The sequence below is a fragment of the Psychrobacillus sp. L3 genome (assembly GCF_042945595.1).
Taxonomy (GTDB): Bacteria; Bacillota; Bacilli; order Bacillales_A; family Planococcaceae; genus Psychrobacillus.
On record NZ_CP168493.1, the window covers coordinates 1,585,159 to 1,601,718 of the forward strand.

The following is a 16,560-nucleotide window of genomic DNA, read 5'->3' on the forward strand; positions in this document are numbered from 1 at the left end:
CCTATATGTTTTTACTTTTATCGTACACAGTATACATGAATCAGCGGGTAGATGATTAGAATTGGTGAACCTGAAAAAAATAGGTAGTATTCATTGATAAAGAAGCGCTGAGCGGACGAAATTGCATCTTCGTCCGCTTTTAAAAGAATAGGAAAGTATCTAATCTCTCATTAACCAAACCTTACGCACCTTGTCTCTACAAATTTCAAGAAGGCGACGGACAAACATCCGCCACAAGATTATCGAAAAAAAGTGGATGGAGAAGTGACGCAGTCACTTCTCCATCCACAAAAATTCCTGCGGTGATAGTGTAGCAAATGTTTCGTCCAAAGCACTCTAGAAATAGAGAAGACAAGATGCACTTAAAGGGCGCTTGCGCTTTTCTTACGGTAATCGTGTGGTAGTCATTTATCCATCGCTCTCCGCAAGCACAAATAAACCAAGTGCCAAAGCTTTTGGGAATGAAAGAATATCCACTTTCCTATTCATAGAATAAGCAGCCAAAGATGCAATTTTGGCTGCTCAGCCCTTCTCTAAAGTGTTTCCGCCTTTTTGATTTGAAAGAAAGTAACACTTTTTTACACAGCATCTCCATATGAGTCGTAATTCTTTGCAAAAATAAGCAAGTACCGCATTGTAAAGAAGTGTAGAGTTCCCGAAATTGCATCTTCGGGAATTTGCAACCTCTGTTGAACGGCAGCTATTCTCTCATTCTCCCAAAAAGCATTTTTCTCATTGGCGTTTTAGGGAAGCGACGGACAAATATCCACAACAAGATTACCCATCCCATTTCAACGGTTATGATGTGGTGATCATTTCGTCCAAAGTGAACCGAAAACGTACAGATGCAAATGGAGACTTTTCCGCTTTACTAACAATTATTTTTTGTAAGAAAGTGGTTAATCAACAGATGTGAAGTAAAATAACTAAATATTATGAGGAACCTGGTTATAGAATAGACTTAAGTTCCTTTAAGATCTTCAAGAAAATGCAAATAGTCAACTCCTTTTGAAGTGATTCTTGTACCAGTTCTACCTCTTCCTTTTGTAACGAAACCATTGAACTCCAAAGAATTCAATCTTCGTCGAACCTGCTGTTGCGTAAGGAAATGCGCGTTTTTTTCACTACTCAACGAGATAATTTGCCTACTTGCAGGTTTGCCATTATCGTTACATTGCTTAATAGTTTCTAACAGGAATAGATATTCATGCATTTCTAATAGATCCTTAGGGACTGGAAAATTTGTAATAATATCTTGAATTTCTTCGTTTTGAAAGCGGTCATGAGGAATGTCCTTTAACTCAATTTTGTCGCCATCACAGATGGTGAGCATATAATCAATCATACTTTTTAATTCACGAATATTACCAAACCATTCTTGCTTCCGAAGCTTTTCTAGGACTTCTTCTTCTACCTTAACCCACTTTCCGCTTTTTGTAATAAAGTGTTTTACTAATAAAGGTATATCCATTTTCCGCTTTCTAAGCGGCGGAACAGAAAGGGTAAGAACATTTAAACGGTAAAACAAATCGGAACGGAACGTTCCTTCCTGTGATTTCGTTTGAATATTTTTATTAGTTGCAGCAATGATCCGGACATTTAGAGGAATTACTTTTCTTCCTCCTATTCTCCTCAATTCTTTTTCCTGAAGAACTCTTAATAAATGGGATTGAACTGTTAAACTAATATCTCCAATCTCATCTAAAAAAATCGTCCCATTATCCGCTAATTCAAATAAACCCTTTTTCCCTCCTTTTTGAGCTCCTGTAAAAGTTCCCTCCTCGTACCCGAACAATTCACTTTCAAGCAAACTTTCTGTTAAAGCACTGCAGTTGATTGCGATAAATGGTCCGTTTTTTCTCACTGAATGAAGATGAATTGAGTGGGCGAATAATTCTTTCCCCGTTCCTGTTTCCCCTTGAATTAGGATTGGATGCTCCGAGAGGGCAAGTTTTTTGGCTATTTGTATACTATCCTTAAGTACTGGATGATCTCCAACAATATCACCAAAATTATATTTTGCATAAAAACCCTTATTTTTTAACTCCTGCTGTGCCATTTTTTTTACTTCAAACGCCTGATTAATGCTTTTAAATGTCGCTACAATTGTATTTTCTGTTTCCATTTGATGTCGGAATATAACTAGATCCACACCGTATATCGTAAAGAATTTACTTTCTTCATTGCTATGGAGGATAAAGTCAATAATATCCTGACTGGCGATAACCTTCCCTAACTGTTTGTGTATGACCTCATCTACAGATAAATGAAAAAGCGCTTCTAAGCGACGGTTAAATACGGTGATTTTCTGCTGATGATTAATCGCTAAAATACCGTCATCGACGGTGTTTACAACATTTTGAATATGTTGACTCAAATGTTTAGCGTTTTGTTCTGCAACTGATAGTTCTCGTTGTAGATCAATAATGTTACGGATATATCTTTCTGAAATTAATGATGAAATTTTTTCGCCTAATCCGAAGTATTCTACTACCTTTAAAATAGTTGCCATATCAAACAACCGGACGCCAATATCAATCACATTTTTTATAGATGGAGGACAAAGATGAGACTCGCCAGGAGAAACAGCGATATCAATATTTTTATAAAATAACTGTTCCCTTTTAAATGGTACGTATTGGAAATGATCAATACCCAGCTGATAAAGAGATTCAATGAGCTCAATCGTAGCAAAATCATCATCATTCACAATCAGTACATTAGAATTTTGTGGGATTTTTAAAAGCCGATCAATAAATTGATGATGGACCGTTCGTTTGCCGACAACCATTTCTTTGCCTGTTAAATGACACATCTCAGTTGCTTCTATTCTCGTAACCTCAGATGAAAACAGAAAAAAATCAGCCGTCAATTGAGCTGGAAGTCCGATCATTGTTGCAAAACTTGTAATTTGAACATAATCTCCTAATAATTGTTGAAGCTGTTCATATAAGACTTGTTTTGTTTGGGTACTTCCTGCTATTAATGTAATTGATTGTTTGACCATCGAAATCTCCTTTTTGAATAGTGTTCTTTTAGGTTAGATTATACCACCAAACAGAACCAAAAAAGACCAATTAAGTCGATAAATAAATTTAATTTTCAGAATTATAACCTTTTCTGAGTTGGCACGAAAATTGCATATACATAAAGAGTATGGCATTAAAATTAAATAGGGAGATGAGAAGATGAGTCAATTGGGTAAAGATGTTGAACCGATTACAGAAAAAAGAAAGCCGGTTCAAATTAATGCATTTGCTTTATTATTCTTTGTTGTAGTAGTAGCCATGATTTTAACATTTATTTTACCTGCAGGTGAATACAATCGTGTAGAAGTGGATGGTCGGACTATTGTAGAAGCGGATTCCTTTAAATGGATTGAATCCTCACCAGTCTATCCATTTGATATGTTTAAAGCTCTCCATAAGGGGATGGTTGAAGCAGGAGGAATTATTTTCTTTGTATTAATCATTGGTGGTTTTTTTGGTGTCCTTAAGGCAACAGGTACAATTGATGTATTGATTGCTACGATGGCTAGAAAACTGCAAAAACGAGAAAAGCTATTAATTCCTATCATGATGCTATTCTTTGCTGCAGGGGGATCGTTAATGGGGATGGCGGAAGAAGGCCTTGCCTACATACCCCTATTAATCCCGTTGGCACTAGCCCTTGGATTTGATACGATCACGGGTATGGCTATAGTATTACTTGGTGCAGCTGCAGGTTTTACAACAGCTGTAATGAATCCATTTACAGTAGGAATTGCTCAGGGGATTGCAGAATTGCCTCTTTTTTCAGGGATAGGACTACGTTTAGTCTTGTTTGTGGTGGTTTACCTTGTTTCTGTTATATTTGTCTATCGCTATGCAATGAAAGTAAAGAAAAACCCTGAATTAGGTTTCTACGGAAACTACGACAAGTCAGCTGCAGATAAACTGTTGAAATCCAATTTAAGACTTACAACCAAACACAAGCTTATTCTTGGAGCGTTTCTTTCAACCTATGTTGTTCTGGCGTATGGTGTTATTAAATTCGAATGGTACCTTTCCGAGATTGCTGCCTTATTTATTATTTTAACGATTGTTGTAGGAATATTCGGCAAATTATCAATTGATAATCTGGTGCAAAACTTTATGAATGGATCTGCTGCATTAATAACAGGTGCTTTAATTATCGGTGTCTCTAGAGCGACATTGGTTGTATTAAGTCAAGGGCATATTGTCGACCCTATGCTTCATGGAGTATCAGAAGCGATTAAACATGTACCAGGAACGATCAGTGTCATCGGTATGTATGGTTTCCAAACGTTGATTCATTTCATTTTAGCCTCAGGAAGCGGCCATGCAATGTTAACAATGCCAATTATGACTCCGCTAGCGGATTTGCTTGATATTACTAGACAGACAGCTGTTTTATCATTTTCATTTGCCGATGGTATAGGAAATATTATTTTCCCAACGGCAGGTACATTAATGGCCGGCTTAGCCATTGCTGGGATTCCTTGGACGAAATGGGCAAGATGGGTTCTTCCGCTAGTCATTATCCAATTTGTAATTGGTTTAATTGCAGTTATTGTTGCGCATGCCATAAATTACGGACCATTTTAGCATAGGGACATCGCAAGTGTAACTAAGGAGGAGAAAATTTGTGCTGACTTTGATTAAAAATGGTGAAGTGTATGCACCTCATTATTTAGGAAAGAAAGATATTTTAGTAGTTGATAGTAAAATAGGCTATATCAAAGAGATCATCGAAAATCCACAAGATTTTGTTGCGATTAAGGTGATTGACGCTTCTGATAAGCTTATTGTTCCTGGATTTATAGATGCCCATGTTCATATCATTGGCGGAGGTGGGGAAGGTGGATTCAAGACTCGAACCCCTGAGTTGACCTTAACTAATTTAACAACAGCGGGTATTACTACGGTTATTGGACTTCTTGGAACTGATGGTACGACACGACGAATGGAAAGTCTGCTCGCAAAAGCGAGGGGCTTAGAAGAAGAAGGTGTAACATGTTATATACATTCAGGTTCGTATCAGTTGCCGGTAAGAACATTAACAAACAAGATACAAGAAGATATCATATTTATTGACAAAATAATCGGAGTCGGGGAAATTGCCATTTCTGACCATCGCTCGTCTGAACCAACGTTTAACGAAATTGCCAAAATTGCATCTGCCGCAAGAAACGGAGGAATTTTATCAGGAAAAGCTGGATTGTTGGAAATTCATGTTGGTGATGGAGAAGATAAACTTTCATTACTAGAGGAAATTGTTAAGAAGACCAATATTCCCATATCTCATTTTCATCCGACTCATATAAACCGGACAGAGGAATTATTTACTGCAGGAATTCAATATGCCTTAAATGGAGGATACGTTGATTTAACTACGAGTACTGTTCCGGAGTTTTTAGAGGAAGGAGAAGTAAAGTCCAGTACTGGGTTGAAGAAGATGCTTGATGAAGGAGTGTCCATCGAAAATATTACTTTTTCCTCTGATGGCCAAGGAAGTTTGCCTACATTTAACCGAAAGGGAGAGTTAATTGGACTTCAAGTTGGATCTGTTTCTTCTTTATATAAAGAGGTACGAGACGCGGTGCTAGAAGAAGGAATTTCATTAGAAGTGGCTCTACAAGTCATAACGTTAAACCCTGCTAAAGTACTTAAACTTCCAAATAAAGGTAGAATTAAGGAAGGGACAGATGCTGATATTGTCCTACTAGACAAAAAGACACTTGAAATAGATAGTGTCATAGCAAAGGGGCAATTGATGGTTCAAAATAAAGTGGTAATTGTAAAAGGGACATTTGAATAAGAAAAATGGAGGGATTAAAGTTGAGGAAATTATTGTTTATTTTTGTACTTGTTTTAACGATGTTTGCCATAACCATTTTTTCATTTCAAGCAGAAGCAACTCAAAATAGTTTGTCAAAGACTGCTGGTTCTCTCGTTATTGTAGGTGGTGCATTAAATTCGGATAATGAGGCAGTTTACAAAAAATTCTTAACCTTGGCCCAAGAATACAAAGGGAAAGCATTAAAGGATGTAAAGATTGCGATAATCCCTGCTGCAAGCTCTGTTCCGATTGAAAGTGCTGATGGATACAAAGAAGATTTTGTCCGCTACGGCGTCCCAGTAGATAATATCTATACTGCGCCGATAGCATTAATCGATGATCCATTGACAAAGGAGATTGACGAATCGACTTGGAAAGATAACGGAAACAGTTCTGAAATTGCGAAAAAAATAGAAGATTATGATGCGATTTGGTTTGTCGGCGGTGACCAAATACGTCTTATTAAAACGCTAGTGACGGCAGACGGGAAAGATACAGTCGTATTAAAAGCTATTAGAAAAATATATGAAAACGGGGCAGTTCTTGGTGGAACAAGTGCAGGGGCTGCAGTTATGAGTAACCCTATGATTGCTTCAGGAACGAGCGTAGGAGCATTAACTAATGGGGTTCATATTCTTAAGAACTTTGATCAGGACACTGATGATGATCAACTTTTTCTCACGACAGGTTTAGGATTCTTTACTCATGGGATTGTAGACCAGCATTTTCTGGAACGCGGCCGTTTTGGTCGTTTGCTTGTCGCTACTCAATACATCAAATCACGATATGGATTTGGAATTGATGAAAATTCGGCAATGGTTTATACAGGAGCAGACGAAAGTATTGAAGTCGTTGGTGCAAGTGGTTTATTAATTGTAGATCTACAAGGGTCGACAGCACCAAAAGGGAAACGCTTTGCCATGAATAATGTAACAATGCATTATTTGGAAAAAGGCGATTGTTTCAATATTAAGGATGGAACTTTTACGTTGAATAAGCTTCATAAAACAACCAAAGGAATCGAATATTACAGTAAAAATCCAATTGCAATGGGTATCTTTGGCAAGCAAGTATTGAAAACGGTTCTAACGGAAGATTTAATTGATAATGAAGCAACTAAAGCAGAAGCGTTATGGTTTGACCTGGATGATGACAAAAAAGGAAATGGATTTAAATTTACATTTAGAAAAACGAAAACAACAGAAGGATTCTGGGGAAAAATTGATCAAGTCGGGTCTTATGCTGCATTAAATGTTCAGATGGATGTTGAACCTATTTCAATTAAGATTCAAATAGATAAATAGTGTTTTAGAACCCTAATCGATACACAAAGATTAGGGTTCTTTGAAAAATACAAGTGATGTCAAAAAAATCTAGATACTGATTAGGAGAAATTAATTTATATTTAAAAGGTTTCGGGAAAGATGGACAGCCCGGAAACCTTTTTCTTCATTCTGTATATTTAGATGGATTCTGTTTAGCGTTTATAAGTGATGCCTTTACTCTTACAACGACTTAACCTGGATTGTTTTTTACTTTTACTGGACAAAGTATATATGGATTAGTTGGCAGATGTTTAAAAAGGTGGAAACAAAAAAATAGATAGCATCCACTGATAAAGAAATGCTTGGCGGACGAAATTGACTCTTCGTCCGCTTTTAGTAAAGTAGGACAGCATCTTATCAATTATTATCCAAACTTTATGCATCATGTCTTTGCACAATCCAAGAGGGCGACGGACAAACCTCCGCTATAAGATTACCGAAAAGGCTCGTGAAGTGACTGCGTCACTTCACGAGCCTTTTCGGTAACAGTGTAGACCAGATGCATTTAAAGGAAGCTTTCGCTTTTCTTAGAACTTTGAAAAAAATGGTTGAATCTAAGCCGAAAAGTTCGACTTAGATCCAGCCAGCTTTAAATAAATTATGGGTTTGAACTGGAATTTTCTCCTGAACCAGTTGTTCCATCAGGATTAGTAGTATCATCAGGTTTTGTTCCAGATTGATCTCCGCCTGAATTATTTCCATTCCCATTATTCCCGTTGTTCCCATTACCATTTCCATTATTGTTTTCATTGCCATTATTATTCGAGTTGCCATCGTTTTCATCTATAATTGGTTCCTCGGGTGGCGTTATTACAGGTTCTTCCTCCACTGCTGCCTCTAGAGTAAGTGAAATGGATGCGGGTTCACTTCGGACATCATCTGAAATGGCTGTAACGGTGAATACATACGAACTTCCTGGGACTAAACTTTGGATAACTAAGCCCATTTGATCAGTTATTTGAAGTACCTGACTAGGACCGTTATTAATAGCTACGGAAACTTCAAATTTAACATTCACTTCTTTATCTTTTGGTTTATCAAAATCCCATGATAATGTTGCGGATGATGATTCTTTATCATACTCTACTTTTAAATTAGTCGGTGCGTTTAATTCAAGTTTTTCGTATTCATCTGATACAGAAGTTGGTTCCGTACCTTTGACGAATAATTCCGTTTGTTTTAAGTCATCTGGTGTAAACTCACTTGCTAATTTAAGTGGGTTAGTACCTTTTTCAATGGTTGCTTCAACTACAGAATTAGGTTTCTTGAAGCGTTCTGTATTTTTTCCTCTTGAAATATTTGTCATTACTTCTTTAAAAATATGTTGCGGTAAATAACGTTCCTCATTTGTAGTCATCGGCGTTTTTAATTCGGGATAACCAGCCCATATTGCAATAGAATAGTCTGTCGTATATCCTGCGAACCAAACATCTGGGAATGCGCTGCTTGGCAAGTTCCATTGTTTTATTTGATTGGAGTCATAGTTGGAAGTACCAGACTTACCTGCAATATCTAATCCATTTATAGCTGCTCGTTTTGCAGTTCCTTTTGTTAAGACATCTCTTAGAACATCTGTGACCATATAAGCTGTAGAATCTTTCATGACAGGTTTTTGCTCAGGTCGATAATTTTTTTCTGTTTTTCCATCACGGTATACAATTTTATTGATCGAGTAAGGTTCTGTATGAATACCGTTATTACCAAATGCTGCGTATGCTCCTGCCATTTGAATTGGCGACATTGATTTCGAAGTTCCGCCAATTGCACTACTTTCCGTTACACTACCAATATCAATATTAAATCGATTAATAAATTCCTTTGCATTTTTTGTGCCTACTTCTTTTAATGTTTTAACAGCAGGTACATTTCTTGAATTATAAAGTGCTTCCCGCATAGTCATAGCACCTTGGTATTTTCCATCGAAATTTCTAACTACTTGGTTTGTACCGGTATACGTTATTTTATCATCCACAATTGTTTGTCCGGTTGACCATTTTAAAAACTCAATCGCAGGACCATAATCCAGTAATGGTTTGATAGTAGAACCAGGAGATCTAAGTTTCATATCTTGCGCATAGTTAAATCCTCGATCAGCCCCGTAATTTCGTCCACCACCAACTGCAGCAATTGCTCCAGTCTTTGTATCAATAACCGCGATGGCTGATTGAATTTCTTTATTCGGGAATATATCCGAGTTAAGACTTGCTTCTACTTGCTTTTGAGCATTTGGTTGCAGCGTTGTATAAATTGTAATGCCATCTGCAATAGAATCGCCGTCTCCATTTTTTTCTAATTCATCTAATACGATATCAATAAATGCATCATACTTCGAATTCCTCTTTGCAACGCGTTGATCTTCAGGAAGTAAAGAACTTTCAATAGGAACCGCTTGTGCTTTTTTCATTTCTGCTTCTGTAATTTTGCCGTGTAAGTTCATCAAATGTAAAACAATATTTCTACGTTTTTCCGCGTTTTCCGGATGTTTGAATGGATTATAAGGATTTGGACTTTGTGGCATACCCGCTAATACTGCATACTGGTCTAATGTCAAGTCCTTCAATTCTTTTCCGAAGAAATATTCTGAAGCTGTTCCGAAACCATAAATTCTTCCCGACATTAATACTTTGTTGAAATACATTTCAAAGATTTCTTCTTTGTCATATTTCCGTTCAAGTTGGATAGCAAGATATGCCTCTTGTGCTTTCCGTTTTAATGTCTTTTCATTTGTTAAGAAAGAGTTTTTAATAACTTGCTGTGTAAGTGTACTTGCACCTTGCGCACCGAATCCACCCGTCACATTTGCTAGTACTGCTTTTCCTAAACGCAAGAAGTCGACACCCATATGTTGATAAAACCGGGAATCCTCCGTTGCGATAATAGCATCTTCCATTTGTTGCGGAATTTTATCATAAGCTACATACTCTCGATTCTCGGAACCAACAGTTGCGAATAAGTCCCCATTTGCATCCAAAAGTTTTGGACTAATAGGATCTTTTAAGGAAGTTTCGTCCAATTCTGGTGCAGTGCTTGCATAATAAGCGAAAAGGGAACCTCCTCCAATTAGACCAAGTACACCTAAAATGCAAACGGTAATAATAATACGTTTAAACCATAGTTTCACAGGTTTTTTTACATGTTTTTTTTGTTGCAATTCTTTTCTTCGTTGTTCACGAGTTATTTTTTGCTCACTCATAAACGTCTCCTCGCTTTCACTTTATGCCTTCAAGTTATTAACTATTTTGAGATAATCAATTCTTGGTGCATATTTTGGGGTAATTTCTATCGCTTGTTCTTCAAATTCAGTTAATGCAATAGATTTTCTACCTCCTGTTTGCATTCTTTCCCAAAACAACTGTAATTGCGCAAATGGTAAATAAAAATAACGATCAAATGCGGAAAAACGAACGAGTAAAAAGCAAACACCGTTTTGTTTCAATACTCTGTTCATATGCTCCATTTGATGGAGATGAACATTTTTTAATGGAAATGCTGTTCTATTTTCCGTTTCTTTTGCTTCAAAGTCAATATATTTACCTTGGTACACACCATTGAAGTCAGTTGTAGATGGTGTACGATAGTATGCTTCTTTAATAACAGCCCCACTTCTACTTGGATAGTCAACTTTCACAACTTGTATTGGAATCGGTTTTTTGTATATAACAGCAATATCATTAGATAGGTAATATTCGTTCGCTTCGTTTAGCTCATCTTCTAAAGTTTTACCCCTATTACTAAAGGAATAATCCTTTTTACTTATTTTTAACAGTTCTTTTTTTGGCGCGTATGCTTTTCCGTTTGGATAATGAATAGCCAAGTAGATCACCTCTTTATGCTATTAGTTTATCACAAGTTAAGTAGACGTTAACTATTCAGATTTAGTTTCATATTTGGATGAGATAAGAAAAATGCATGTGTCTTCAAGTGCATCCTGCCTTCACCGTTTCCAGAGTGCTTTGGACGAAACATCTGCTCCAGCGATTCTTCGTAGCAAAAAAGTTTGGATACATTATTACCTGTAGATTTTGAGGACCAAATGCATCACGTCCTGACAAATTCTAAGTGGAGCATTTTTTTACACTAAATGGCACTTCGAGACCAAGTGTGTTGTACCCGAGACTAATTTACTCAGAGGAGAGACCAATTCCGCACGACCCAAGACCAATTCATCCGTAACCGAGACAGATTTCTACATATCCAAAGGGCAGGAGCGGTATAAAAATTAATAGCTTTATTATTTGTTTTGAAAAATGCCAGTGTCCTTTAAGTGCAAAACTTGCTAGTGGACTTTGCTGGGATGCCACCTTTGTTAAAGTTTCTTTGTCGAGACTTCACTAGTTTTGTCCGATTGAAAGAACGTTTGTCGGTAGGGCAGGTATTCCCTAAAAAAAAAGGAACATACTCTAAAAAGGGAGGAATTTATATGAATAAAATTGAACGTTTAATTGACCAATTAGAGCTATTAGAATACTTGCTTGAAAATCGGTTACATGAAGAACAAGATAAATTTGAGGAAAATTTTAGCAAAACATCTTTTCATCTTCTAGCGAAAATAGAAAAAATTGAAAACAAACTATAAGGAATGTATGTTCGTCGAAGCTAGTAATATGCTTTGAAATTTGCTAAACTATTACTAGAATGCGAGGGATTACTTTGTCGTTATTAGAATTAAGTACGCAGCTATTAAAAGAGTGTGATGATTGTATCATCCGTTTTGAATCATATAGAGAAGAAGATAAGGACCCAGATTTTTTTCGAGACGTTAAACCACATGCATACAAAGTAGATGCACTATTGCTTAAATGGGAAGAACTAGTTCGAGTGTGGATTCAAGTGAAAAGACCAAAGTATGTTCATCCAAGTCAAGTGGATTCTTTGCTTGAGTCTATGGAGCAATTTCTTGTTCAATCTTATTACAAAGGAACAAGTAAAAAGCGTTTTTTAAAATCAGTCCATTCTACAAAATACACATTTGAAACGATTATTCATGCGATAAAGGAAGTGGGGGATGAGCATGCGTAAGCAGAAAAGCATACGACAATTATTAGATAATTGGAAATTAGATAAAAATCGCAATTCGTGCATAAAGCATGTTCATTCAACTGAAGTGAAGCAAGCAAAATATGCACCTTTTCCGGTTAATATGCATGTCTCCTTACAAAAAGCATTAGTTAGTCGTGGAGTGGAGCAATTATATGTACACCAAAGACAGGCATTTGATGCAGCAATCTCTGGTAAATCATTTACGACCATTACTCCTACGGCTTCAGGAAAATCTCTTTGTTATCATCTTCCAGTTCTTCAGTCTATATTAGACGATCCTACCTCGCGAGCCATTTATTTATTTCCAACAAAGGCATTAGCACAAGATCAAAAAAGTGATTTGAATGCACTTATACAAGCTAGTGAGGAAGAGATACATAGCTACACATATGACGGTGATACTGAACCTGGTATAAGACAGAAAATTAGAAAGTCTGGTCATATCGTATTAACGAATCCCGATATGTTACATTCTGGAATACTCCCTCATCATACAAAGTGGGTATCTTTGTTTGAAAATTTAAAATATATCGTGATAGACGAAATTCATACATATAAAGGTGTTTTTGGTAGTCATGTTGCACATGTCATTAGAAGGTTGCAAAGAATTTGTGCTTTTTACGGAAGTCATCCGCAGTTTATTTGTACTTCCGCAACGATTAAAAACCCGAAAGAGCTTGCGGAATCATTAACGAATGCGTCGCATATATTAATCGATGAAAATGGTGCACCTGCCGGTAAAAAACATTTTGTCTTCTATAATCCACCAGTGATCCACCCTGTTTTTAATGTGAGAAGGAGTGCGGTATTAGAAGTTCGAGACTTAGCGCAGGAATTATATGTGAATGGAATTCAAACAATTGTATTCGCAAAAAGTAGAGTGCGAGTGGAAATGCTCGTTACTTATTTACAAGCACTAGTAAGTAAAAAGATTAATGATCAATCCATTCGTGGTTATCGTGGTGGCTATTTACCATCCGAGAGAAGAGTGATCGAAAAAGGACTAAGAGAGGGAGTCATTCGAACTGTTGTAAGCACCAATGCACTTGAGTTAGGCGTAGATATTGGACAATTACAAGCATGTATTATGACAGGATACCCTGGAAATATTGCGAGTGCTTGGCAACAAGCAGGAAGAGCAGGGAGAAGACAGGACGAAGCACTAATTATTTATGTTGCACAGTCTACAGCACTTGATCAATATGTTGTAAATCATCCTGATTTTTTTCTTGGGCAATCTCCTGAAGAAGTAAGAATTCATCCTGACAATATCATTATTTTAATGGATCATTTAAAATGTGCTGCTTTTGAATTGCCTTTTACAACACAGGATTACTATGCGGAATTTTTTGTGCAGGAATTGCTAGCATTTTTAGCGGAAGACGGCGTTTTATTACAAACGTCTGAGAAATGGCATTGGATGTCTGAAAGTTTTCCGGCTAGCAATATCAGCTTGCGTTCTGCTTCCCAAGAAAACGTTGTTATCATTGATCAGTCGGTACCAGCAAGAACACGTGTAATAGGTGAGATGGATCAATATAGTGCAATGACTTTACTTCATGAAGAGGCAATTTATTTGCATCAAGGAACACAATTTCAAGTAGAAAAATTAGATTGGGAAGAAAAGAAAGCGTTTGTTCGAGAAGTGGATGTGGATTATTTCACCGATGCCAATATTGCAATAGAGTTAAAAGTTTTGAGTGAAGATAAAGAAAAAGAAACAAATGATGGAATATTGTCCTCTGGAGATATAATTGTATTAGCACAACCAACTATTTTCAAAAAAATCAAATTTGATACGCACGATAATATTGGATCGGGCAAAATTCATTTGCCCCCGATAGAATTGCATACTTCTTCAACTTGGTTTAGCTTCGAAAAACCAACAGGTTGGACGGATACTTTGCTATCGGATGCAATGACAGGTGTTGCTTACGCATTGCATGCTTTTATCCCTTTATTTATTCATTGTGACGCAAAAGACATTCATGTAGTCCCACAAGTAAAATCGATCAATATGGAAAAACCAACTTTTTATATTTATGATAGTTATCCTGGTGGAATTGGGTTATCCGAAAGAATGTTTGACTTATGGAATGAATTAGTTCCAAAAGTAACGGAGCAAGTGGAAAATTGTTCTTGTACAAATGGGTGTCCTGCATGTATTGGTGCGCAAGATGCCGCGTTAAATTTGAAAAAGGAAGTATTGAAATTACTTTTCTATCTGCAGGTAAAAGAAAATGTCTTATGAAAAGAAACTAATGCAAATGAAGGGTTTAGTGAAAAAGAATCCTCCCAAAGAACAACCAAAAAAGGAAGTGCGTAATCATGCGATTCCTTTTTATACGGACGCATGGATCAATGCAGGGTTAAAGCTAGTGAAAAATGAACAAGGATTATTTTTTGTTAAAGAAGCTTTTTACCCGGAACAGTATGTACATGGAAATATTCCACTAAGTAAACTTTCAGGTGCTATAAATTATATGCAGGAACACTATCCAAATCATCCCTTAACCATTTCTCAAGAAAGTTTGTACTCCTTTTACGATACAGAAACAACTGGCTTAAAAGGGACAGGTGTGCTTATCTTTTTAAATGGAATGTTAAAAAAAGTGGATCAAGGTTTACGATTAAGGCAGTATGTTCTTGCAGATCCAAGTCAAGAAGCAGCTTTTTTATATGCTTCCGAGTTTTGGAAAGAAAAACAAACAATCATTACGTATAACGGAAAAAGTTTTGATATTCCACAGTTAGAAACAAGATGGACGATGAACAGAAACCTACTTCCTGATCTAAAATTGCATAGTCAAATTGATTTGATGCACTCTTCCAAGCGAATTTGGAAAGGTGACTTGGAGAGGTTCAAGTTAAAGCAAGTTGAAGAACAAAAGTTAGGATTTATAAGAAAAGATGATATACCAGGACATCTTGCTCCTATCATATATTTTGATGCTGTTAAAAGCGGTAATCCTGTTAACTTAATGAGAGTGTTAAAACATAATGAATGGGATATTCTATCTTTAGTCACATTATATATTTTGTCAGTGGACTTATTGAAAGAAAAAGATGTAGTAGAATCTGCAGTGACTTATACGAATATTGGAAAGTGGTTCCGAGATTTAAAAACAAAGCAAGCAAGCTACGACTGGTTTCAATTTGTTGTGAATCAATTTCCAAATGAAGAAGCGAGCTTAGCTTATTATTATGTTGGCTTACATTTGAAAAGAAAGAAGTTATTTGATGAAAGTATTCAAGCTTTTCAAGAATCCTTAAAGAAAATAGACGGGAAATATCGATTGGAAGTTTATGTAGAGCTGGCGAAATTATATGAACATCAGAAAAAAGATTTTGCCTTAGCTTTAGAGATAACTTTACAATGCGCTGTTTATTTGGCTAATAATATTTATGATGGGTCACCATTGAAACTGTTGAAGATAAAAGAAGATTTACAAAAAAGAAAGGTGAGAATAATTCGGAAATTAACTATTTCCCGGGAAACCGCACAACCTAACAAAAAGCGCCTAGAGATGCCTTAAAATACTCCATTAATCGACATCGATATGCTATAATACTGTTAGCGAAATGTAGATGGAAGGAAGATACCGTATGGAAATGAAATTAAAGGCTTCAGATATACTAGAAAAAGAATTTAAAACAGGCTTAAGAGGTTATAACCAAGAAGAAGTGGATATGTTTTTAGATGATATTATTCAAGATTATGAGGCATTTGAAAAACAAATTTCTCAACTTCAATTAGAAAATAAACAATTAAAAGAGGAATTAACAGAGGTTCCTAAAAGAGTTCAACAAGCTCCACAAACCGGTGCAACTAATTTTGATATATTAAAACGATTATCTCATTTAGAAAAACATGTTTTCGGAAACAAATTGTACGAATAATTATATTAATTGATAAGCATTGTAACTAGGCGATACATCGTTTATAATAGGAATACCACTTATATATTCGGGCAATCGCTGCAATGCTAGTCATTGTAGAGGAAAGTCCATGCTCACACAATTCTGCGATGAATGTAGTGTTCGTGCTTAGTGAAAAAATAAACTAAGGCAGCTAGATTAGCTGACGGCGGGATGAAGGCCTAAGTTCTATTATGGGATATGGCTGAAAATCTCTGAAAGTGCCACAGTGACGTAGCTGTATAGGAAACTATACAGGTGGAACGAGGTAAACCCCACGAGTGAGAAACCCAAATTATGGTAGGGGCATTTTCTTGAAGGAATTGAACGGATAGAAAAACAGAAATAATTCTGTAGATAGATGATTGCCATCTACATCGTACGAGGTAAAGCACCGTTTGAGTACTGTAGAGACAAAACATGGCTTATTGGATGT

Annotated in this window: 11 protein-coding genes and 1 other RNA gene; 9 read left to right on the top strand and 3 right to left on the bottom strand. The window is 36.4% G+C overall.

The features are described 5' to 3' along the window. Positions 1–961: 961 nt before the first annotated feature. On the bottom strand, positions 962–3,007 hold the full coding sequence (locus ACEPXD_RS07540; RefSeq protein WP_391121819.1) for a sigma 54-interacting transcriptional regulator: 2,046 nt from the start codon (positions 3,005–3,007) through the stop codon (positions 962–964). Between the two features lie 181 nt (positions 3,008–3,188). On the opposite strand from ACEPXD_RS07540, the gene ACEPXD_RS07545 reads away from it, so the two are divergent. From ACEPXD_RS07545 to ACEPXD_RS07555, 3 genes are read left to right on the top strand one after another with little or no spacing between them, the layout of a single operon-like run. Continuing rightward, a complete protein-coding gene (locus ACEPXD_RS07545; RefSeq protein WP_391121822.1) occupies positions 3,189–4,607 on the top strand; it encodes a YfcC family protein in 1,419 nt (472 codons plus the stop codon). Between the two features lie 40 nt (positions 4,608–4,647). Beyond that, positions 4,648–5,820: a beta-aspartyl-peptidase gene (iadA, locus tag ACEPXD_RS07550; protein ID WP_391121825.1), complete on the top strand. Its 1,173-nt coding sequence runs from the start codon at positions 4,648–4,650 to the stop codon at positions 5,818–5,820. A gap of 20 nt (positions 5,821–5,840) precedes the next feature. Continuing rightward, positions 5,841–7,145 (top strand): cyanophycinase, encoded by a 1,305-nt coding sequence (locus ACEPXD_RS07555; RefSeq protein WP_391121828.1) that lies wholly within the window; start codon positions 5,841–5,843, stop codon positions 7,143–7,145. Between the two features lie 619 nt (positions 7,146–7,764). Here ACEPXD_RS07555 and ACEPXD_RS07560 read toward each other — a convergent pair. Beyond that, entirely contained in the window at positions 7,765–10,359 is a 2,595-nt protein-coding gene (locus ACEPXD_RS07560; protein WP_391121830.1) for a PBP1A family penicillin-binding protein, read from the bottom strand. A gap of 21 nt (positions 10,360–10,380) precedes the next feature. Continuing rightward, on the bottom strand, positions 10,381–10,980 hold the full coding sequence (recU, locus tag ACEPXD_RS07565; RefSeq protein ID WP_391121833.1) for a Holliday junction resolvase RecU: 600 nt from the start codon (positions 10,978–10,980) through the stop codon (positions 10,381–10,383). Positions 10,981–11,430: 450 nt separating this feature from the next. On the opposite strand from recU, the gene ACEPXD_RS07570 reads away from it, so the two are divergent. The 6 genes from ACEPXD_RS07570 (at position 11,431) to rnpB (ending at position 16,557) form a co-directional block, all read left to right on the top strand. Beyond that, positions 11,431–11,742 (top strand): hypothetical protein, encoded by a 312-nt coding sequence (locus tag ACEPXD_RS07570; protein WP_391121835.1) that lies wholly within the window; start codon positions 11,431–11,433, stop codon positions 11,740–11,742. Between the two features lie 59 nt (positions 11,743–11,801). Further along, positions 11,802–12,185: a YppE family protein gene (locus tag ACEPXD_RS07575; RefSeq protein ID WP_391121838.1), complete on the top strand. Its 384-nt coding sequence runs from the start codon at positions 11,802–11,804 to the stop codon at positions 12,183–12,185. Continuing rightward, a complete protein-coding gene (locus ACEPXD_RS07580; RefSeq protein ID WP_391121840.1) occupies positions 12,178–14,457 on the top strand; it encodes a DEAD/DEAH box helicase in 2,280 nt (759 codons plus the stop codon). The genes ACEPXD_RS07575 and ACEPXD_RS07580 overlap by 8 nt, the downstream gene beginning before the upstream one ends. Before the next feature lie 16 nt (positions 14,458–14,473). Then, positions 14,474–15,742 (top strand): ribonuclease H-like domain-containing protein, encoded by a 1,269-nt coding sequence (locus ACEPXD_RS07585; protein WP_391121843.1) that lies wholly within the window; start codon positions 14,474–14,476, stop codon positions 15,740–15,742. Between the two features lie 70 nt (positions 15,743–15,812). Next, positions 15,813–16,106, top strand: a complete 294-nt coding sequence (gene gpsB, locus ACEPXD_RS07590) for a cell division regulator GpsB (protein ID WP_391121846.1) — start codon at positions 15,813–15,815, stop codon at positions 16,104–16,106. A gap of 63 nt (positions 16,107–16,169) precedes the next feature. Next, an RNA gene (rnpB, locus tag ACEPXD_RS07595) (RNase P RNA component class B) lies at positions 16,170–16,557 on the top strand. Positions 16,558–16,560: the final 3 nt, after the last annotated feature.